At 72.5% G+C, this 18238-nt stretch carries 16 protein-coding genes and 1 pseudogene; 5 read left to right on the top strand and 12 right to left on the bottom strand.

Annotated elements, in window-relative coordinates; translation table 11 throughout:
* Positions 1-48 precede the first annotated feature (48 nt).
* On the bottom strand, positions 49-2076 hold the full coding sequence (locus M3147_RS04565) for an acyltransferase family protein (RefSeq protein WP_251202297.1): 2028 nt from the start codon (positions 2074-2076) through the stop codon (positions 49-51).
* 171 nt (positions 2077-2247) lie between these two features.
* Between M3147_RS04565 and M3147_RS04560 the strand changes: the two genes are divergently transcribed.
* Positions 2248-3390 carry a glycosyltransferase gene (locus tag M3147_RS04560; RefSeq protein WP_251202296.1) on the top strand — a complete coding sequence of 381 codons (1143 nt, stop codon included), beginning with the start codon at positions 2248-2250 and terminating at the stop codon, positions 3388-3390.
* 22 nt (positions 3391-3412) lie between these two features.
* On the opposite strand, the gene M3147_RS04555 is transcribed toward M3147_RS04560, so the two are convergent.
* The 4 genes and pseudogenes from M3147_RS04555 to M3147_RS04540 all read right to left on the bottom strand — a co-directional run.
* A complete protein-coding gene (locus tag M3147_RS04555) occupies positions 3413-4795 on the bottom strand; it encodes an LCP family protein (protein WP_251202295.1) in 1383 nt (460 codons plus the stop codon).
* Positions 4792-5259: a 5-(carboxyamino)imidazole ribonucleotide mutase gene (gene purE, locus M3147_RS04550; RefSeq protein WP_251202595.1), complete on the bottom strand. Its 468-nt coding sequence runs from the start codon at positions 5257-5259 to the stop codon at positions 4792-4794. Before purE ends, M3147_RS04555 begins: the two co-directional genes overlap by 4 nt.
* A gap of 91 nt (positions 5260-5350) precedes the next feature.
* A complete protein-coding gene (locus M3147_RS04545) occupies positions 5351-6592 on the bottom strand; it encodes an acyltransferase family protein (protein WP_251202294.1) in 1242 nt (413 codons plus the stop codon).
* Positions 6592-7725, bottom strand: a pseudogene (locus M3147_RS04540) (5-(carboxyamino)imidazole ribonucleotide synthase); the annotation flags it as partial. The gene M3147_RS04545 and the pseudogene M3147_RS04540, both read right to left, overlap by 1 nt.
* A gap of 113 nt (positions 7726-7838) precedes the next feature.
* Here M3147_RS04540 and M3147_RS04535 point away from each other — a divergent pair.
* Positions 7839-8429, top strand: a complete 591-nt coding sequence (locus M3147_RS04535) for a GtrA family protein (RefSeq protein WP_251202293.1) — start codon at positions 7839-7841, stop codon at positions 8427-8429.
* Here M3147_RS04535 and M3147_RS04530 read toward each other — a convergent pair.
* The 3 genes from M3147_RS04530 to M3147_RS04520 form a co-directional block, all read right to left on the bottom strand.
* The gene (locus M3147_RS04530) at positions 8396-9001 is read right to left on the bottom strand and encodes a DarT ssDNA thymidine ADP-ribosyltransferase family protein (protein WP_251202292.1); all 606 of its coding nucleotides are present in this window, start codon (positions 8999-9001) and stop codon (positions 8396-8398) included. The genes M3147_RS04535 and M3147_RS04530 overlap by 34 nt on opposite strands.
* 346 nt (positions 9002-9347) lie before the next feature.
* The gene (locus M3147_RS04525; protein ID WP_251202291.1) at positions 9348-9887 is read right to left on the bottom strand and encodes a PH domain-containing protein; all 540 of its coding nucleotides are present in this window, start codon (positions 9885-9887) and stop codon (positions 9348-9350) included.
* A gap of 4 nt (positions 9888-9891) precedes the next feature.
* Positions 9892-10791: a biotin--[acetyl-CoA-carboxylase] ligase gene (locus M3147_RS04520; RefSeq protein WP_251202290.1), complete on the bottom strand. Its 900-nt coding sequence runs from the start codon at positions 10789-10791 to the stop codon at positions 9892-9894.
* A 129-nt stretch (positions 10792-10920) separates the two neighbouring features.
* On the opposite strand from M3147_RS04520, the gene M3147_RS04515 reads away from it, so the two are divergent.
* Together M3147_RS04515 and M3147_RS04510 are read left to right on the top strand one after the other, a co-directional pair.
* Positions 10921-12522 (top strand): acyl-CoA carboxylase subunit beta, encoded by a 1602-nt coding sequence (locus tag M3147_RS04515; protein WP_251202289.1) that lies wholly within the window; start codon positions 10921-10923, stop codon positions 12520-12522.
* A 9-nt stretch (positions 12523-12531) separates the two neighbouring features.
* Positions 12532-12762 (top strand): hypothetical protein, encoded by a 231-nt coding sequence (locus M3147_RS04510; RefSeq protein ID WP_251202288.1) that lies wholly within the window; start codon positions 12532-12534, stop codon positions 12760-12762.
* Positions 12763-13149: 387 nt separating this feature from the next.
* On the opposite strand, the gene M3147_RS04505 is transcribed toward M3147_RS04510, so the two are convergent.
* From M3147_RS04505 to M3147_RS04490, 4 genes are read right to left on the bottom strand one after another with little or no spacing between them, the layout of a single operon-like run.
* Complete coding sequence (locus M3147_RS04505; RefSeq protein ID WP_251202287.1) at positions 13150-14208, bottom strand: hypothetical protein; 1059 nt, start codon at positions 14206-14208, stop codon at positions 13150-13152.
* On the bottom strand, positions 14205-15395 hold the full coding sequence (locus M3147_RS04500; RefSeq protein ID WP_251202286.1) for a sensor histidine kinase: 1191 nt from the start codon (positions 15393-15395) through the stop codon (positions 14205-14207). The genes M3147_RS04505 and M3147_RS04500 overlap by 4 nt, the downstream gene beginning before the upstream one ends.
* Before the next feature lie 34 nt (positions 15396-15429).
* Positions 15430-16119, bottom strand: coding sequence for a response regulator transcription factor (locus M3147_RS04495; RefSeq protein WP_251202285.1), 690 nt, complete (start codon positions 16117-16119; stop codon positions 15430-15432).
* A gap of 28 nt (positions 16120-16147) precedes the next feature.
* Positions 16148-17485: a class I SAM-dependent RNA methyltransferase gene (locus tag M3147_RS04490; RefSeq protein WP_251202284.1), complete on the bottom strand. Its 1338-nt coding sequence runs from the start codon at positions 17483-17485 to the stop codon at positions 16148-16150.
* 54 nt (positions 17486-17539) lie between these two features.
* Between M3147_RS04490 and M3147_RS04485 the strand changes: the two genes are divergently transcribed.
* Positions 17540-18175, top strand: coding sequence for a Maf family protein (locus M3147_RS04485; RefSeq protein WP_251202283.1), 636 nt, complete (start codon positions 17540-17542; stop codon positions 18173-18175).
* Positions 18176-18238 lie beyond the last annotated feature (63 nt).

The raw sequence follows: 18238 nt of genomic DNA, 5'->3' as shown, positions 1-18238 counted from the left end.
TCCGGTTGGTTCAATCATGCCTGCTCGGCGCGACCGCCCAGGACCGCATCACCTGGGGAGCACTCCGGCGAGTTGCGCCTCGAGGGCGCCCGCGAGGGTCGTGGCGTAGGTCTTCGTCAAATGATTGTCGTCGCGGTACACGTACACGTTGCCGATCTGAGGCGCGCAAATGCCGTCTGGGCAGATCTGGTCCGTGAAGTCGACCAGGAAGACCCCATCGATCCCGCCGACTCTGGCGAGCGGGTTCACCGCGGCGAGCGCGGCCTCCGCGGTCGTGCCGCACTCCTCGAGCGGCGCGTCCGAGAGGAAGGCGCACTCGTAGACGTCGTAGCTGAACCTGGGGTTGTCACGAACGGCCAGCACGGCGATGCCCTCGTCCACGAGTCGCAGCGCGACGCTCTCGAGCCCAGGGGTCATCCGCTCCCCCGGACCGTCGACCTCGGCGGCCGTCCCCACCGTGAACACCGCGTCCGGCGCGATGTCGAGCAGGTAGTCCAGCACGGCGGCACTCCACGACGGGCACCGTCCGCCCTCGAGGCCGAAGGAGCATCCACCGCGCAGTACGGAGACGAGCTCCCATCCCGACCGCTCGGCCACGGGGATCAGGGCACCCATCATCTGCTCACTGTGGGAGTCGCCGACCACGACGACGGTGGCGGTGATCGGCACATCCGGAGTGAATTGCGCGCAGTCGGCTTCGACGACCTCGTCGTGCGGCGCGAATCTGCCGTCGCACCGGTCCGGCAACGACACCCACTCGTCATCGAGGGCCGTCGCGTCCGGGAGCGGCGGCGACGTCGCGACGAACGCCGACCCGATCGTCGGATCGAGGACGAGGGCTCCCGGGTGATCGCCGGCGGCGACCAGCGCCCCCATCTGCGCCTTCGACTGCAGCTGCCACCCACCGAGCGGGACCACGACGATCGCGAGGCTCGCGGCGATGACCACGAGCCCGTTGCGCTTGGCGCGGTTGCCCCAGGAGAACTCGCGGAGCGGGCGCTCGACGAGCAGGTGGACCACGATCGCGAGCGCGATCGATGCTCCGATGATCGCGGCGCCGGCGAGCGGCCCGGGGGCGCCCCGGCCGGCCAGCGCCATCCAGAACACGAGAATCGGCCAGTGCACCAGGTAGAGCGCGTAGGCCGAGTTGCCGAGCCAGCGGAGCGGGCCGAAGGCGAGGAGCCGGTCGGGGCCGAACCTGGTCGGCGAGCTCCCGGCGACGATCAGCATGGCCGCGCACATCGTCGGCCAGAGCGCGAGGTAGCCGGGGAACCCGCCTTCGACGTCGAAGAGCACTCCGCAGAGCACGATTCCGGCGAGGCCGGCCCAGCCGAGCACCGCACGCACCGCCTCGGGCAGCTTGACGTACGGCAGCACGAGGGCGACGAGCGATCCGAGCGCGAACTCCCAGAGCCGTGCGCCGGTGTCGAAGTACGCCCACTGCTGGTTGACCGCGGTGATGACGATCGAGTACGACAGTGATGCGGCGAAGACGATCCCGAACACGACCACGAGCGTCAGGCGCACCGATCGTCCGAGTCGGCGGGCGATCATGGTGCCGCCGAGGATGAGCAGGGGCCAGAGCACGAAGATCTGTCCCTGGATCGACATCGACCAGAAGTGCTGCAGCGGGCTCAGCATCGCTCCGTGCGGGGCGTAGTAGTCGACCGCGGTCGAGGCGAGCTCCCAGTTCTGGAAGTAGAACAGCGAGGCGACGGTCTGCGACCAGATCGTCGGCCAACGCGTCGCCGGCAGGAGCAGCGCGGTGGCGGCCAGCACCCCGAGCAGAACGACGGCTGCCGCCGGCAGCAACCGCTTGAACGTCTTCGTCCAGTAGGCGAGCGGGGCGATCGCGCCACCGGCCTCCGCCCGCTTCGCGAACGAGGCGGTGAGGAAGAACGCGGACAGCATGAGGAACACGTCGACGCCGCCCGAGACGCGTCCCACCCAGACGTGGTAGACGACGATGAGGAGCACGGCGAGCGCTCGGAGCCCGTCGAGATCGTGTCGATAGCGCAGCTGCGGGGCGCTCTTGACGTCCCGGCTCGGCGCGTCGGGGATTACGCGAAGAGTCATGTGTGAAATCGCTCTCATGCAGTGGGGGAAGCCCGAGAGCAAGGCTGATTTCGACCAAGGGTAGTTGAAGTGCCTGAGAAGAGCCAGAAGGGCGGCGCTCGGTCGGGCGCGCGTCCGGCGGCGCGGACCGCGCAGCTCGGGGTGATAACTTGGCACGTCTGAGGAGGTCCGATGCCCGTCACCCTGCGCGTCGTCGTCGATCAGCTCATCGCCCCGGTGCCCGGCGCATTGGGCCGCTACACGGAGGAGCTGACCCGCGCCGTCCTCCGCACGGCGCCGCCCGGCTGCGCGGTCGAGGGCATCGTCTCCTCCTCCCCCGAGGAGGACTACGCGCGCGTCCTCGACACCCTGCCCGGGCTCGCCGAGCTGTACAAGACGAGCCTCGCGCGCCGCGAGCTCACCGCCGCCTGGCAGCTCGGCCTCACGACGTCGCCCGGCGGGGGCATGATCCACTCCCCGGGCCTGTTCGCTCCGCTCCGCAAGCACGATCGCAGCACCGGCGATCAGACGGTCGTCACGGTGCACGACGTGCTGGCCTGGACGAACCCGGAGGCGCTCAGCTCGACCGCGGTCGCCTGGCAGAAGGGCATGCTGAAGCGCGCACGCAAGCACGCGGACGCCGTCGTGGTGCCGACGCATGCACTCGCCGACCGGCTCTCGATGATCGTCGACTTCGGCGACCGGCTCCGGGTCATCGGCACGGCGCCGCGGACGGGGCTCGTGCTCGGGCCGGACGCCGACGCGCGCGCCGAACGGCTCGGCCTGCCGGACGAGTACCTCCTCGTGCAGGGCACCCTCGAGCCGCGGAAAGGCCTCGTCGACGTGCTCGCCGCCCTCGGCCGCACGGGCGTACCCGAGCTCCCCCTCGTGGTGCTCGGGCCCGACAGCTGGGGCGACCAGCACCTCGTGACGGTCGCTGAGGAGCACGGCGTCGGTGCCGCGCGACTGCATCGTCTCGACGGGCTCGAGGCGGCCGACCTCGCCGTCGTGATCGGCCGCGCGACCGCGGTCGTCGCCCCCGCGCACGACGAGGCGAGCGGCACGTGGCTGATCGAGGCGTTCAGCCTCGGCATCCCGGTCATCCACTCGGATGCGCCCGCGCATCAGGAGATCGCCGCGGGCGCCGGGCTCTCCGTCGCCGTCGGGGTCGGTGGCTCCGACGGCTTCGCCGACCGGCTCGCCGCGGCGATCACGCACGTCGCCGAGGACCGGGAGCTCGCCTCCAGGCTCGCGATCACCGCCGCCGACCGCGCACGCGCGTTCAGCTGGCAGGACGCCGGCGAGCGGGTCTGGCAGCTGCACGCCGACCTCTGACCGCCCGAGCGGCGGACGAGCCTCAGCCGGCGGGCTGCTCGCCGGGGTCCGGGCTCGGCGGCACGATGGCCTGGGCGACGAGCGAACGGATGTACTCGAAGTCCGGATCCGTCGGGTCGACCCCGTTGGCCGGCACGAGCTCGACCTGCCCGATCGGCAGCTCCTTCGTCTTCATCGCGAGGTTCGCGAAGTAGCCGAGCATGGACTGCGGGATGTCGGTCTTCACCGTGTCCGCTCCGGCCGAAGCGACGTCCTGGAACTTCGCCAGCACGTTCCCCGGCGTGAACTGGTGCAGGATCGCCTCCTGCAGGACGCGCTGGCGCGCCATCCGTTCGTAGTCGCCTCCGGCCACACCGTAGCGGGCCCGGCCGTACCAGAGTGCGTAGTAGCCGTCGAGGTGCTGCTGGCCGGGCTCGATCCACCCGTCGACCCCGTCGTTGTCCTCATCGCCGCCGATGGGGATACGCGTCTCGACGTTGATGTCGACGCCGCCGAGCGCGTTGATCAGCTGCTCGAACCCCTGCATGTCGATGAGCACGTAGTACTGGATGTCGAGGCCGGTGACCCCCTCTGCCGCGTCGCGCATGCCCTCGATGCCGGGCTCGCTGCCGCGCGAGACGGCGTCCGGGTACATCTCGGGGCTCTTCAGCTCGACCTCGGTGTAGATCGAGTTCAGCATGCACACGTCGACCTCGCAGCCGTCGATCGCCCCGTAGCCGTCCGGGTAGACCTGGGCGAGCGGCGAATCGTCGGGGAACGGGACGTCCTCGAGGTCGCGCGGCAGGCCGATCATGACGGCGTGCCCGGTATCGGCGTCGATGGAGACGACCGACATGCTGTCGGGTCGCATGCCCTCACGGTCGGGGCCGGAGTCGCCGCCGAGCAGCAGGATGTTGTACCGGCCGTTCTCGTCCGGCGGCTCGGTCGGGCCGGCGATGAACACCGAGTTGAGGAAGCCGCTCGCGGTGAACGCGAGGTACGCGCCGTACGAGGCGCCGCCGGAGAGCACGATCATCAGCACGGTCGTGAGGCCGGCGATCCAGCCGCGGGCAGACGGCGCGGTCTTCACGAGCCGTACGATCCTGAGGGTGTCGAAGGTCAGGATGACCCAGAGCACCGCGTAGAAGACGAGCACCGCGGCGAGGATCCAGAGCGACCAGGACATCGAGACCGCGCTGAACACGACCGTCGGCCAGACGAACCAGCAGACGATCGCCGCCACGAGCAGCAGCCACAAAAGGAGCGTCGCACCGAGGCCGAAGCGGCCGAGCCGGCGGCTGCCCGCCAGCACCTGCGGCGAGCCGGGGATGAGGAAGTTGAGGACGACGAGCCACCAGCCGCGCCGGGTCATCAGCGGGCGCGAGGCGAGGTCCGGGTACCGGATCGGGCTGGCGGCGAGACTCATCGGGACTGCTTCAGCCGCGCGTTCTTCTCATCGACGAGCTCGGCGAGGGACGCCGCGTAGGCGGCCAGCGCCGCGCTGAGCGCCGGGTCGGCGGTGGCGAGGATCTTCGTCGCGACGAGCCCGGCGTTCTTCGCCCCGCCGATCGAGACCGTCGCGACCGGGACTCCGGCCGGCATCTGCACGATGGAGAGGAGGGAGTCGAGCCCGTCGAGGCGGGAGAGGGGCACGGGGACGCCCACGACGGGGAGGGTGGTGACCGAGGCGAGCATGCCGGGCAGGTGCGCGGCTCCCCCGGCCCCGGCGATGATGACCTTGAGCCCGCGGCCGGCGGCCTGCTTGCCGTAGTCGATCATCTTCTCCGGCGTGCGGTGGGCGGAGACGACCTCCACCTCGTGGGGGATGCCGAACTCGTCGAGCAGCTCGGACGCCTCGCGCATGACGTTCCAATCGGAGTCGGAACCCATGACGACGCCGACGAGCGGAGCGGGAGAGGTCTCAGTCACTCGAATGAGTGTAGGGGCGAGGGCTGGGAGATGTCCGCAACGACGCCGCGCGTCAGCGGTCGTTCGGCGATCGGATCCCCGCCATCAGCGCGGAGGCGCGGCGACCGACCCAGCCGGAGGCGCGGTGCGACGGCGCCTCCACGATGCGGTGGAACACTGCTCCGACGAGGAGGGACAGCGGGATGCCGAGCGCCATGATCCAGTGCGCCGGCAGTTCCGGCAGGGCGAACCGGAGCGCCACGATTACCGGGACGTGAACGAGGTAGAGGCTGAACGAGGTGCGGGCGAGGAACTGCACCGGGCGCGACCCGAGCGGCCTCGCCGCCCCCCGCGCGCCGAGGCAGCAGAACACGAGCAGCCCCGCGCCGATCACGACGACGACCTTCAGCAGCGCGGCGTAGGGGGCGATCGAGCCGAAGGCGCCGAGCTCCCACCGCAGGACCAGCAGCACGAGCGCGCTGGCGAAGAGGCCGGCCCAGGCCAGCGGCGCCCAGCGAGCACGGTTGATGGAGGCGGCCGCCCGCTCGAGCAGGTCGAGCTTCGCCGCGAGCAGCACGCCGACGAGGAAGACCGGCAGGTACTCGAACGCCGCCGTGCCCGTCTCGGCCCCGACCCAGACCCCGGCGAGCGCCGCCGCGAGCCCGAGCGCCCACCAGCGGCGCAGCGCGAGCGCGAGCACCACGAACACCGGCAGTGTGACGGAGAAGATCATCTCCCATTGGATCGACCAGAGCGGGTTGTCGAGCTTGTACGAGCCGTTGAAGAGGTTCAGCGCGTTCAGCACGAGGTGCCAATCGAGCTCTTTCGCGGTGCGTTCCTCCACCCAGGGGGAGAACCGCTCGATCGCGGGGCGCGGCACCGCGGCGATGAGGAACGCGGCGAACGCGACGGCGCCGGCGACCGGCAGCCCGAGCCGAACGACGCGGCGCGGGAAGTAGGAGACCCAGTCGAAGCCGCCCCGCAGGACCGGCAGCGCGAGCACGAAGCCGCTCAGCACGAAGAACACGGTGACCGCCTCGTGGCCGGCGTTCGTGAGCTTCAGCGGGCTGTAGGTGAGCCACCACAGGGCCGTGCCCGGCTCGGGCGCCGAACCGCCGTCGACGTAGAGCGAGGAGATCGACGGGTTCAGCAGCAGCGCGTGGTGGACCAGGACGACGAGCGCCGCGATCCCGCGCAGTCCGTCGAGCGCGAGGAAGCGGCCGCGTCCCCCGCTACCGCCTCCCGCCGCGGGCGCAGTGGAACGGGCCGACGACAGCGCCGTCGAATCCAGCGATGCGGTCGTCGCGCCGGACATCAGTCCTGGAACACCGCCGCAGCGGCTCGTGCCTCGTAGACCACCTCGTCGAGATCGGCTCCCACCGCGGTGACATGGCCGACCTTGCGGCCGGGCCGCGGAGCCTTGCCGTAGTTGTGCACCTTGACCGTCGGATGACCCGCGAGCGCCGCGGGGTAGCGGTCGGCGAGCGACCCCTCGGCGGGGCCGCCCAGGATGTTCACCATCACCGACCAGTCGTCGCGGGTGCCGGTGCCGCCGAGCGGCAGATCGAGCACGGCGCGGAGGTGCTGCTCGAACTGCCCAGTCGTCGCGCCGTCCATCGACCAGTGGCCGCTGTTGTGCGGGCGCATCGCGAGCTCGTTCACGAGCACGCGGTCGTCGTTCGTCTCGAAGAGCTCGACCGCGAGCACGCCGGTGACGCCGAGCCCCTCGGCGATGGCGATCGCGACGTCGGCGGCCACATCGGCGAGACGGCCTGCGGACCGCGGCGCCGGGGCGATCACCTCGCTGCAGACACCGCCGACCTGAACGGTCTCGACGACGGGCCATGCGGCGAGCTCGCCCGACGGGCGGCGCGCGACGAGCTGCGCCAGCTCGCGGCGGAACTCCACGAGCTCCTCGACGAGGAGCGCGCCGGGGCGGCCGTCCTCGGCGAGCGCGGCGAACCACTCGGCGACCTCGGCGGAGCCGTGCACCACGCGCACCCCCTTGCCGTCGTACCCGCCGCGAGGCGTCTTCACGACGGCGGCGCCGCCGTGCGCCTCGATGAACCGGTCGAGCTCCTCGGCGGTCTCGACGCGCGCCCAGTCGGGCACCGGGAGCCCGAGCTCGGAGAGCCGATCACGCATGAGCAGCTTGTCCTGCGCGAAGCGGAGCGCGTCGGGGCCGGGGTGCACTGGGACGCCGGCGTCGACGAGGGCGCGCAGCACGTCCTGCGGCACGTGCTCGTGATCGAAGGTGACGACGTCGACGTCGCGCGCGAAGGCCAGCACGGTCTCGGCGTCGAGGTAGTCGCCGACCGCGGTCGCGGCGAGCTCGGCGGCCATCCCCTCGGCCTCGGCGAGCACCCGGAGCTCGACGCCGAGCTCGATCGCCGCAGGGATCATCATCCTCGCGAGCTGCCCGCCACCGATCACTCCGACCCGCACCCGACCGACCTCTTCCTCTGCTCCGCCGCGCGACGCCCAGGGCGTCGCGGTCCAGCCGAACGGCCGGACCCGATCCCCCCAGTCTACGGGCGGTCCCTGTGGCTAAAATGTGCCGAGTGACGACGCGCGATCTCACGACGGGAGCGGCGGCCGGCTCCCGAGCCGGTGATCTGGCACGCCGCCTGTGGCGCGGAGTCGTCGCGTACGCGCTGAAGTTCGGAGTGGTCGGCCTGATCGGGCTCGCGATCGACGTCGCGCTGTTCAACGCCCTTCGGCTCGGCGCCTTCGGGGCCGACGGCTGGGCCCAGTCGGCGCTCGGCGCGAAGACGATCTCGACGAGCGTGGCCATCGTCTTCAACTGGCTCGGCAACCGGTACTGGACGTTCCGCAGCCACCGCCGGAAGAACTACCTCCGCGAGTTCGCGGAGTACGTCGTCGTCTCGCTCGGCGGGATGGCGATCGCGCTCGGCTGCCTCTGGGTCAGCCACCACGTGCTCGGGTTCACGAGCCTCGTCGCCGACAACATCGCCTCGAACGTGATCGGCCTCGGCCTCGGCACGCTGTTCCGCTTCGTGCTCTACCGCTACTGGGTGTACGGTCACCACCGCGCGGACGGGCTGTCGCAGCTCGCCCGCGCGGAGGAGGCGCAGCGCGCCCTCTTCGAGGAGCCCGCTCAGTCCTCGGCGGGCAGGAACCAGGGCGGGTAGACCGCGATCCGCGTCTTCGCGCCGACCGCGGAGAGCGCGGCGCGCACGCGATCGCGAACTCGTTCGTTGCCGACCGCGATGAGGGCGATCCGCTCGAGCGGAACCTCCCCGCGCACCAGGAACTCGGCGGTGCGCAGGCGCGCGTTCTCCTGCTCGTGGGCGAGCAGTCGGAGCATCCGCTCGACCGCCGGCCAGGCGGCCGCGAGCTCCGCGCCCGGCAGCGCGGCGTCGACGTCGCTCACAGCGACCGCGCCGTCGGCCGTGGCGGCGCCGCGGGCGGCGGCCACCGAGCTCACGAGCATGACGTGGTCGGCCGCGGGCCGCTCGACGGCCTCGGCCGTGAGCCGCGGGTCGGGCGTGCCCTCGCGCACCGCGTTCCAGACGAGGGCGTCGGGGGTGAGCAGGAACGGGACGTAGTCGGCGAGGACGGCGTCCGTCCCCCCGACCCCGCGGGTGCGCCGGAACTCGCGCACCGCGGGAGCGGCGAGGTCGACGACCGGGGCGGCCCCGGCCGCGTCGGGCACGAGCGCGCCGGCGCCGAGGATGCGGGCCAGGTTGTCGAGGTGCGTCACGTGGTAGATGCGGAGTGCCCCGGCGTCGATGGGAGGAGCGCTGAGCGCGCCGCTGCCGGCCTTCGCCCGCGTGGTCCTGGCCGCGGGTGCGGGCGGCGGAACGGCGCTCGGCCGCCGGCCCGGTACGCGGGCCGCCCGCGCCGCCGGTGCGGGCTGCGGCGCCGGCTCAGGAGCCTTCGGCGGGAAGCAGATGGCGCAGAGGCCGTCGTCGAAACCATGGATGCATTCGTCGGCCAAGAGGCACCTTCCTCTGCGTCCCGCGCCGGGGGGCGCGCGGGAACCGCCCGTCTACTTTACGCGTGCACGACGGTCGTCGCCGCCACGTGCGGCGATACGGAGGCGGACCTCAGCGCTGGCCCCACATGACGGTGTCGGCGTCGGTCTGCGCGGGCTGGAGCGGCGCCACGGAGGGCGCACCGGCGATGAGCTCGTGGAGCGCCTGCTGAGCGAGCTCCGGACCGGGAAGATCCTTCAGCACGAAGGGCCGCTCGCGCCCGACCTCGATGCGGACGTCGCCCGAACCGGCCATCCGCTGACCCGGCGTGCGGCGCACGGTCACGTCGTAGCCGCGGCGCAGCGGGAGCTCGCGGCGCACCCGGACGAAGACCCCGTTCGTCACGATCACGCGGCGGTCGGTGATCGTCACGCGGCCGGCGAGCCAGGCGAGGAACGGCAGCAGCGAGGCGAGGACCACGAGGAGGAGCGAACCGCCGAGGAGCGCCCAGCGCTGCCAGTCCTCGAGGAGGATGCCGCTCGCGTACGCCGCACCGCCGACCACCCCGATGAACACGAGCGCGGGGAGGATCAGACGACGCCCGTGCCGCCGCAGGCGCACGACGACGCGCTCCGGCGTCGCCTGGCGCAGCTCGGTCTCGGGTGGCCTCATAGGGTCATTCATACCGCAGGTGGGTCACATCGCCCGCGGCGACGGCCTGCGATTCGTCCGACTCGCGGTCGAGCACCAGCAGGCGGCCGTCGGCGTCCAGCCCCTGCGCGGTGCCGAGCAGCATCCGCCCGCCGGGGAGTTCGACCCGCACCTCCTCGCCGATCGTGCCGCAGAGCGACCCCACCCGCTCGGCGACGCCGGAGACGACGGCGTCTCCGCCCGCTGCGCGGTACGCGTCGAAGAGCTCGAGGAAGCCGCCCAGGTAGTCCGCGAGCACGGCGTCCGCGTCGGGTCGGCGCCCGCTCGCGAGGAGCAGCGAGGTCGAGGTGAGCGTCGGCAGGTCGTGCTCGTCGAGGGTGAGGTTCAGGCCCGCGCCGACGACGACGCCGGCAGGCGCCGCCTCGCCCGGCTCGGGCGGCAGGAGTTCGGAGAGGATGCCGCAGACCTTGTATCCGGAGACGAGCACGTCGTTCGGCCACTTGAGCTCGACGTCGAGCAGGCCGGGGCCGTCGCCGTCGCCGTCGGCGTCGGCGTCGGCGTCATCCGTCGCCTCCTCGAGGCGCGCGGCGCGGGCGCGGTCGAGCTCGCGCCGCACCGCCTCCGTCATCGCGGCCCCCGCGATGAGCGGAATCCAGCCGTACGCCTCGAGCGGGAGGGCGGGGCCCTGCCCCGAACCCGGGCGCAGCAGCAGCGAGATCGCGAGCGTCTTGCCGCTCGGGGCGAGCCAGCTCCGCCCGAGGCGGCCCCGTCCGGCGGTCTGCTCGTCGGTGACGACCACCGCGCCGTGCGGCCAGGCCGCGGCATCCTCGCCCGTCGCCGCGATCCGCAGCTCGTCGTTCGTCGATCCGGCTTGTTCGAGGAACTCGAACCGCGGCACGGCGGCCCGCGAGCGCTCCCAATCCATGGCCATCACCCTACCGAGCACCGTCGCCGCCGGGGCGCACGACGGTGGCGGGAGGCGGGAAAGGAGCGCCCCAGATTTGTAGGGTTCCGTCAACGATCCGGCCGGAGTGCACACCGGTAGAGTGATCCGGTGACCGAAGCGACGAACGACGGCCCCGACCTCTCGACCACCGCGGGCAAGCTCGCCGACCTCAAAGCGCGCTACCACGAGGCGGTGACCGCCTCCGGCCAGGCCGCCATCGAGAAGCAGCACGCCAAGGGCAAGATGACCGCGCGTGAGCGCATCGAGGGTCTGCTCGACCCGGGGTCCTTCGTCGAGCTCGACGAGTTCGTGCGGCATCGCACGCACGCCTTCGGCATGGAGTCGAAGCGCCCCTACGGCGACGCCGTCGTGACCGGCACCGGCACCATCCACGGCCGCCAGGTCGCGGTCTACTCGCAGGACTTCACCATCTTCGGCGGCTCGCTCGGCGAGGTCGCCGGCGAGAAGATCATCAAGGTGATGGAACTCGCGCTGAAGATCGGCGTGCCGATCATCGGCATCCTCGACTCGGGCGGCGCCCGCATCCAGGAGGGCGTCGTCGCGCTCGGCAAGTACGGCGAGATCTTCCGCCGCAACACCGCGGCATCCGGCGTCATCCCCCAGATCTCGCTCATCATGGGCCCGGCGGCCGGTGGTGCGGTCTACTCCCCCGCCCTCACCGATTTCGTGATCATGGTCGACAAGTCGAGCCACATGTTCGTGACCGGTCCCGACGTGATCAAGACCGTCACGGGCGAGGAGGTCGGCTTCGAGGAGCTCGGCGGCGCGCTCACCCACAACACCGTCTCCGGTGTCGCGCACTACCTCGCGAGCGACGAGGAGGACGCGCTCGACTACGCGCGCACGCTCGTCTCGTTCCTGCCCGACAACAACATGGCCGACCCGGTGGTCTTCGAGTCGGAGCTCGAACTCGAGATCACCGACGACGACCGCCGCCTGAACACGGTCATCCCCGACTCGCCGAACCAGCCGTACGACATGCGCACCGTCATCGAGGGGCTCGTCGATCACGCCGACTTCCTCGAGGTGCAGCCGCTCTACGCGCCGAACATCGTGATCGGCTTCGCCCGCATCGAGGGGCGCACCGTCGGCATCATCGCGAACCAGCCGAGCCAGATGGCGGGCACGCTGAACATCGCCGCGGGCGAGAAGGCGAGCCGCTTCGTGCGCTTCTGCGACGCCTTCTCCATCCCGATCCTCACCCTCGTCGACGTGCCCGGCTACCTCCCCGGCACCGACCAGGAGTGGACGGGCGTGATCCGCCGCGGCGCGAAGCTGCTCTACGCGTACGCGGAGGCGACGGTCCCGCTCGTCACCGTCATCACCCGCAAGGCCTACGGCGGCGCCTACATCGTCATGGGCTCGAAGCAGCTCGGCGCCGACATCAACCTCGCCTGGCCGACCGCGGAGATCGCGGTCATGGGCGGCCAGGGCGCCGTGAACATCCTGTACCGCTCCGAGATCAAGCGCGCCGAGGAGGCCGGCGAGGACGTCGCGGCGGTGCGCACCCAGCTCGCGAACGAGTACACCTACAACGTGGCCTCCCCGTTCCTCGCCGCGGAGCGCGGCGAGCTCGACGGCGTCATCGAGCCCGCGGCCACCCGCGTCGCCGTCGCCAAGGCGCTCCGCACGTTGCGCACGAAGCGCGCGAGCCTGCCGCCGAAGAAGCACGGCAACATCCCGCTGTAAGGAGCCGCAGTGACCGATCAGGACCCCCGTCCGCCCGTCGACCTCCGTTTCGTCGACCGCCGGCCGCCGGCGCCCGCCGAGACGGCGGCGGTCATCGCCGTCGTCACCGCCGTGCTCGAGGAGCGCGCGCCCGAGACCGCCGCCGCGCCCGCTGGGCGGGACGAATGGGTGCGCTCGGGAACGGCACTGCGACGGCCGATCGAGACCCGTCAGGGCCGCTGGCGGCGCTCGCTCCGCTAGGGGGACCCGGTGAGGACCCGTTGTCCTCACAAATGCTGACTATTGCGAACCCTGCCCCTGTTGCACTATTGATGTGCAGGCTCCAGAGGAGTCGCCATCATCACCGGTCGGGTAACCGGTGATTGTTGGGGGCGAGCCAGGGCGATATTCGGGTTGTCGCCGTGGCTCGGGCTGTGAGGGGGCCGGTCATCGACCGGCCCCCTCCTCATTTAACTCTGCGGCATCCGTCTCCCCGGCATCCGACTCCCCGCGGTGTCCCGTACTCGGGAACGCCCGTCCGCGTCGCGCGCGAGCGCCACTTCGGCTGCGTTGTGCCAGCAGAAGTGGCGCTGGGCACTGGAAGTGGCGCGGATGCCCCGGGGGCCGGGCGCTCGGCGGTCGGGGCGCTCAGTCCTCCGCCGGCTCCGTCTCGCCGGCCGGCATCGCCGCCGCGGCCTCGCCCTCGGGGGCACGCGGGATCTCGAGCCACAGCTCCACCTCGGCGTCGTCGCCGTCGTCCCCGGGCACCGCCGAGGTGCGGAGGCCGACGACCGTCACCGCCGCGGCCGACCCCTCGGCGGCGGTGCGTGCGATGATGCGGTCGGCGTTGGAGCCGGCGATCGCCTCGGCGAGCTGCGACAGCACGCGGTCGCGCGCCACCTCGTCGAGGTCGTCGATGCCGCCCTCGTCGAGGAGGGTCACGGTCATCCCCCGCTCGCGTGCGCGCTGCACTTCGACGCGGACGGCGTCGGTGAGGAGCATCCGGCCCCGGATCTCGTCGCGGATGGCCGCTTCGAGGCGCCGGCACTCGTCGCGCTGCGACTCGCTCAGGATGCCGTCGCGGTCGATGATCCGGCGGAGCATGGGGGCGGCGACGCGGTTGGTGTGCGCGAGCCGCATCCGCCCTTCGAAGAGGTAGGCGTCCTGCGCCGCCTGCCACGCCGCAGCCTCGCGTTCGGCCTGCGCGTAGCGCCGGGTCTCCCGGGCGGAGTTCGCGAGCGCCGAGGTGAGCGCGTGGGCGATGGCTACCCAGACCACGCTGCCGATGACGCCGAGCGAGCCGAGGGCGAGCGGCCCCGCCCACACCATCGTCTGCACGGCGAGCGCGATCACGCCGAGCCAGGCGACCACGAGCTGGCGACGGGCCGCGGCGATCGTCATGAGAGTGCCGACCGCGGCGACGTACCAGGTGGCGTAGCCGTTGTCGCCGCTCGCGTCGAGCTGGCTGGTCGCGAGCAACGGCAGGGCGATGCTCACGGCGAGATCGAAGGCGGCGAGCCAGTCCGGCATCCGCGCCCGGGACGACGGCCAGAGGCTCAGGACCGTCGCGACCGCGTAGCAGCCGAGCGCCACGACGGCCGGCCACGGGCTCGCCGGCACCGCGAGCGAGTACACGCCGAGGATGACGTGGTACGTGGAGAAGAGCGCCGCGAGGACGAGCAGCAGCCATCTGGGGACGGAGATCACGCGTCGCCCCCGATCGCGCCGGTCGGCCAGGCGAGGATGATGGTCGTGCCGTGCCCGGCGAGCGACTCGATCTTCGCGAGGCCGCCCGCGTTCGTCATCCGCTCCTCGATCGAGACCCGCACGCCGAGCCGCTCATGCGGCACGGTGATCGGGTCGAAGCCCACCCCGTTGTCAGCCACCTCGATGACGCAGCCGTTCGCCCGCACGCCGCGCACCCGGAGCTCGCGCCGGGTGACCCGGCCGGGCTCGTCGGCGTGCTGCAGGCTGTTCACCATCGCCTGCACGGCCGCCGAGTACAGCGCCTCGACCGCCTCGACGGGCAGCTCCACGCCGCCGGCGTTCACGACGCGCACCGCGAAGCTCGCGTTGAAGGTGCCGATCGCGGTGCGCAGCCGCCGCACGAGCACGCCGAGCGACACGCGGTCGAGCGAGCGCGGCCCCGCGGCCCCGGCGTCGTCGAGCCGGGCGATCGCGTCCTTCGCCATCCGTGCGGCGAGGGCCTGCTGCTCGGGCCTGGTCGCGGCGGCGGCCGACAGCAGGGTCGTCAGCACGCTGTCGTGCACGAGGGCGTCGACCTTGACCCGCTCGAGCTCGTTCGCGTGCAGGCGGGCCGCGAGGTCGTAGCGCTGCAGCGCGGCCTCCTGCGCCTGGTCGACCCCGATCGCCGCCTGCCTGAGCATGGTGATGATGACGAGCACCACGATGCCGAGGATGAGCGCGTAGGTCGCGTCGAGCACGGCGAGGAGCGGCTCGGCGGCGCCGCCGGAGGGCGAGACGCGCACGATGCCGTAGACGATCGGCACGACGACGGTGTACGCCGCCGCCCACCAGCTCGGCAGGGCGACGACCGCGGCCGTCGTCGCGACGGTGCAGAGGAAGTAGAGCCACGGCACCTGCCCGGCCATCGCGCCGAAGTCCTCGACGAGCGTGGGCCAGGACAGCAGGGCGAGCAGGTAGAGGATGGCGAAGGCGAGACAGGCCGCTCGGATGGCGACCTTCGAGAGCGTCGCCACGGCGAGCGCGACGATCGCGCCGTACACGACGGCCATGAGCGCGGCTCCGGCTCCCGGGCGGAGCACCGCCGCCTCGGCGAGCGCGGAGGGCACCGTCTGGGCGGCGAAGACGAGTCCGGCGATCCCGACGGCGCGGGCGGAGATCGTCTCGACCTGGCTCCGGCTGACCGACATCCTCCGTCGAACGGTGGGCCGGGCGACACGCCACTCAGCGGACGGCATCGCCTGCTTCGCCATCGAGGCCGGGGAGGATGCCGTCTTCGACCGCTCGGCGCAGCAGGTCGACCTTGGTCGGGGCGGGCCGGCCGACCTCGACGTACTTCGCGCGGATGCGGTCGAGGTACTCGCGCGCGGTCGAGTGCGCGATGCCGAGCTGGGCGGCCACGAGCTTCAACGGTAGGCCCGAGGCGTAGAGGTGCAGCACATCGCGCTCGCGGCGGCCGAGCTGGGCCCTCGCGAAGTCGCGGTCGGCCTCGATCGCGCTCGCCCACTCGACGTTGTTCAGCACGTCGCCGCGCGCGACCGTGGAGATGGCGCCGATCACCGCCGCCATCGGCGAGGCCTTCGGGATGACGCCCGCGGCTCCGGCGGCGAGCGCCTCGCGCACCGCGGCGACGCGGTCGGCGATGGAGTGCACGAGCACATGGCTGCCGGTGGCGAGCACCTGGCGCACGTTGTCGGTGACGCTCGAGCCGTCGCCGAGGGAGAGGTCGAGGACGACGACGTCGCAGCTGCCGCCGCCGAGGGCGGCGAGGAGCTGGGGCACGTCGGCCGTGTCGGCGATGACGTCGTAGCCGGCGTCCTGGCAGGCGGCGCGCAGCCCGAGTCGGACCGCCTCGTGATCATCGACGATCGCGACCGTCGCCTGTCGTGCGTCGCTGTCGCGCTCGTCGCTCACCGCACCCCCCGTTTCCTCAGGTGCCACCCTAGCGGGCCAGACGCGCCACTGCTTCGAGGTGATGCGTGTTCGGGAAGAGATCGAACGCCTCGACCTGCTCCGGCTCGTAGCCGTGCGCGCGGAACAGGGCGACGTCGCGCGCGAGGGCCACCGGGTCGCAGGCGACGTAGACGATCTGCGCGGGCCCGAGCTCGGCGAGGCGGTCGACGACTTCGCGGCCGGCGCCGGCGCGCGGCGGGTCGAGCACGACCGTGCCGCCGGCGAGGCTCGCGCGCTCGGCGCCCCCGGCAGTAGCGACGAGCTCGGCGAGGTAACGGTCGACGCGGGCCGTGACCGCCTGCGCGCCGACCCACTCGGCGAGGTTCTCGCCCGCGTGCATGGTCGCCCGCGGCTCCGCCTCGACGGTGGTGATGCGGGTCGCTCCGCCGAAGCGGTCGCCGACGGCGGCCGCGAGGAGGCCGACGCCGCCGTACAGGTCGAGGTTCGCGGCGCGGGGGTCGAAGCGCTCGACGTCGATCGCGCGCTGGACGGCCCCGGACAGCGTGGCGGCGGCCCCGCGGTGCACCTGCCAGAAGCCCCCGCGGTCGACCTGGAAGCGGCGCCCGGCGACGAGCTCCTCGACCACGACGGTGTCGACGGGCGCCGCCTGGCGCGCCGGCTGCGGGCGGCGCGCGCCGCCTCGGCGTCCCCGCCGGTCCCGCTGGCCGCGCTCACCGCGCTGCGCCGGTTCAGCCGCCGCCTCGTGGGTGACGAGCTGCGCCTCCCCCGTGCTCGGCAGGACGAGGTCGATCGCGCCTGCGCCGGGCATGGGGGCGCCGAGCGGGGCGAGCGCCGCGAGCTCGGCGGCGGCGAGCGGGAGCGAGGCGACCGGGATGACCCGGCGACTCCGCGCCGCATAGGGGCCGACCCGACCCTCCTCGTCGACGTGCAGGCGGACCCGGGTGCGCCAGCCGGTGCCGAGCTCGCCGTCGACGCCCGGTGCGAGCTCCGCGTCGACCGCGCGCACCTCCGGGGCGAGCTCGACGCCGCCCATCCGAGAGAGGGCGTCGGCGAGGACCTCCCCCTTCAGCGCGCGCTGCCGCTCGATGCGGATGTGCCCGAACTCCGCGCCGCCGGGGCGCTCGGCGGGGTCGCGATCGACGGATGCCTCGGCCCAGACGTGCTCGCGGCGGTCGGGCGAGGCGTCGAGCACCTCGACCGTGTCGGCGCGCCAGAACCGGTCCTTCGAGGCATCCGTCACCCGTGCCCGCACCCGTTCGCCGGGGATGGCGTCGGCGACGAAGACGACGCGGCCGTCGTGGCGGGCGACCGCGACGCCGCCGTGGGCGATGCGGTCGACCTGGAGGTCGAGCAAAGTTCCGAGCATGCATCGAGCATCCCACAGCAGCGCCGGGCGGCCGCCGCCCGGCAAGATGGGCTCATGCGCCTCTACCTCGCCTCCACCTCCCCCGCCCGCCTGCAGACTTTGCGCGCAGCGGGCATCGAGCCGATCGCGGTCGCCCCCGGGGTCGACGAGCGCGCCGTGGTCGAGGCGTACGAGGGCCAGCACGGGCCGCTGCCGGTGGAACGGATGGTGCAGCTGCTCGCGCAGGCGAAGGCGGAGGCGCTGCTCGGCACGACCCCCGGCGGCGAGCCGATCGACGGACTGATCTTCGGCGGGGACTCGGCGTTCCTCGTCGACGGCCGCATCCACGGCAAGCCGCACGCGCCCGAGGTCGCCAAGGAGCGCTGGCTCGCGCAGAACGGCGGCAGCGGGGCGCTGTGGTCGGGGCACTGGCTCATCGACCACCGCGGCGGTCGGGTGAACCGTGCGGTCGGACGGGCGGATGTCGCGACGGTGCGCTTCGCGACGCTCGACGACGCCGAGATCGACGCCTACATCGCGACGGGTGAGCCGCTGGCGGTCGCGGGGGCGTTCACGGTCGACAGCCTGGGCGGCCCGTTCATCCGCTCGGTGGAGGGCGACCCCTCGACGGTCGTCGGCCTCTCGCTCTCGACGCTGCGCGAGCTCGTGCGCGAGCTCGGGGTGCCGTGGACCGAGCTCTGGAACCGCTGACCCGAAATCGCCGATCCGATCGGTGTTCAGGGGGCACGGCGACGCCGGAGTTGTGAGCTGCCG

This window comes from Agromyces mediolanus (assembly GCF_023715325.1).
Taxonomy (GTDB): Bacteria; Actinomycetota; Actinomycetes; order Actinomycetales; family Microbacteriaceae; genus Agromyces; species Agromyces mediolanus_A.
Note: the sequence above shows the minus strand (reverse complement) of the source record. Positions and strands in the feature narration are given on the sequence as shown.

Excerpts from the sequence above, each read along its gene's own strand:
- M3147_RS04485 (WP_251202283.1), top strand. The coding sequence starts at position 17,540 with ATGCGCCTCTACCTCGCCTCCACCTCCCCCGCCCGCCTGCAGACTTTG.
- M3147_RS04565 (WP_251202297.1), bottom strand. The coding sequence starts at position 2,076 with ATGACTCTTCGCGTAATCCCCGACGCGCCGAGCCGGGACGTCAAGAGC.
- M3147_RS04560 (WP_251202296.1), top strand. The coding sequence starts at position 2,248 with ATGCCCGTCACCCTGCGCGTCGTCGTCGATCAGCTCATCGCCCCGGTG.
- M3147_RS04520 (WP_251202290.1), bottom strand. The coding sequence starts at position 10,791 with ATGGATTGGGAGCGCTCGCGGGCCGCCGTGCCGCGGTTCGAGTTCCTC.
- M3147_RS04490 (WP_251202284.1), bottom strand. The coding sequence starts at position 17,485 with ATGCTCGGAACTTTGCTCGACCTCCAGGTCGACCGCATCGCCCACGGC.
- M3147_RS04545 (WP_251202294.1), bottom strand. The coding sequence starts at position 6,592 with ATGTCCGGCGCGACGACCGCATCGCTGGATTCGACGGCGCTGTCGTCG.
- M3147_RS04555 (WP_251202295.1), bottom strand. The coding sequence starts at position 4,795 with ATGAGTCTCGCCGCCAGCCCGATCCGGTACCCGGACCTCGCCTCGCGC.
- M3147_RS04500 (WP_251202286.1), bottom strand. The coding sequence starts at position 15,395 with ATGTCGGTCAGCCGGAGCCAGGTCGAGACGATCTCCGCCCGCGCCGTC.
- M3147_RS04525 (WP_251202291.1), bottom strand. The coding sequence starts at position 9,887 with ATGAGGCCACCCGAGACCGAGCTGCGCCAGGCGACGCCGGAGCGCGTC.
- purE (WP_251202595.1), bottom strand. The coding sequence starts at position 5,259 with ATGGGTTCCGACTCCGATTGGAACGTCATGCGCGAGGCGTCCGAGCTG.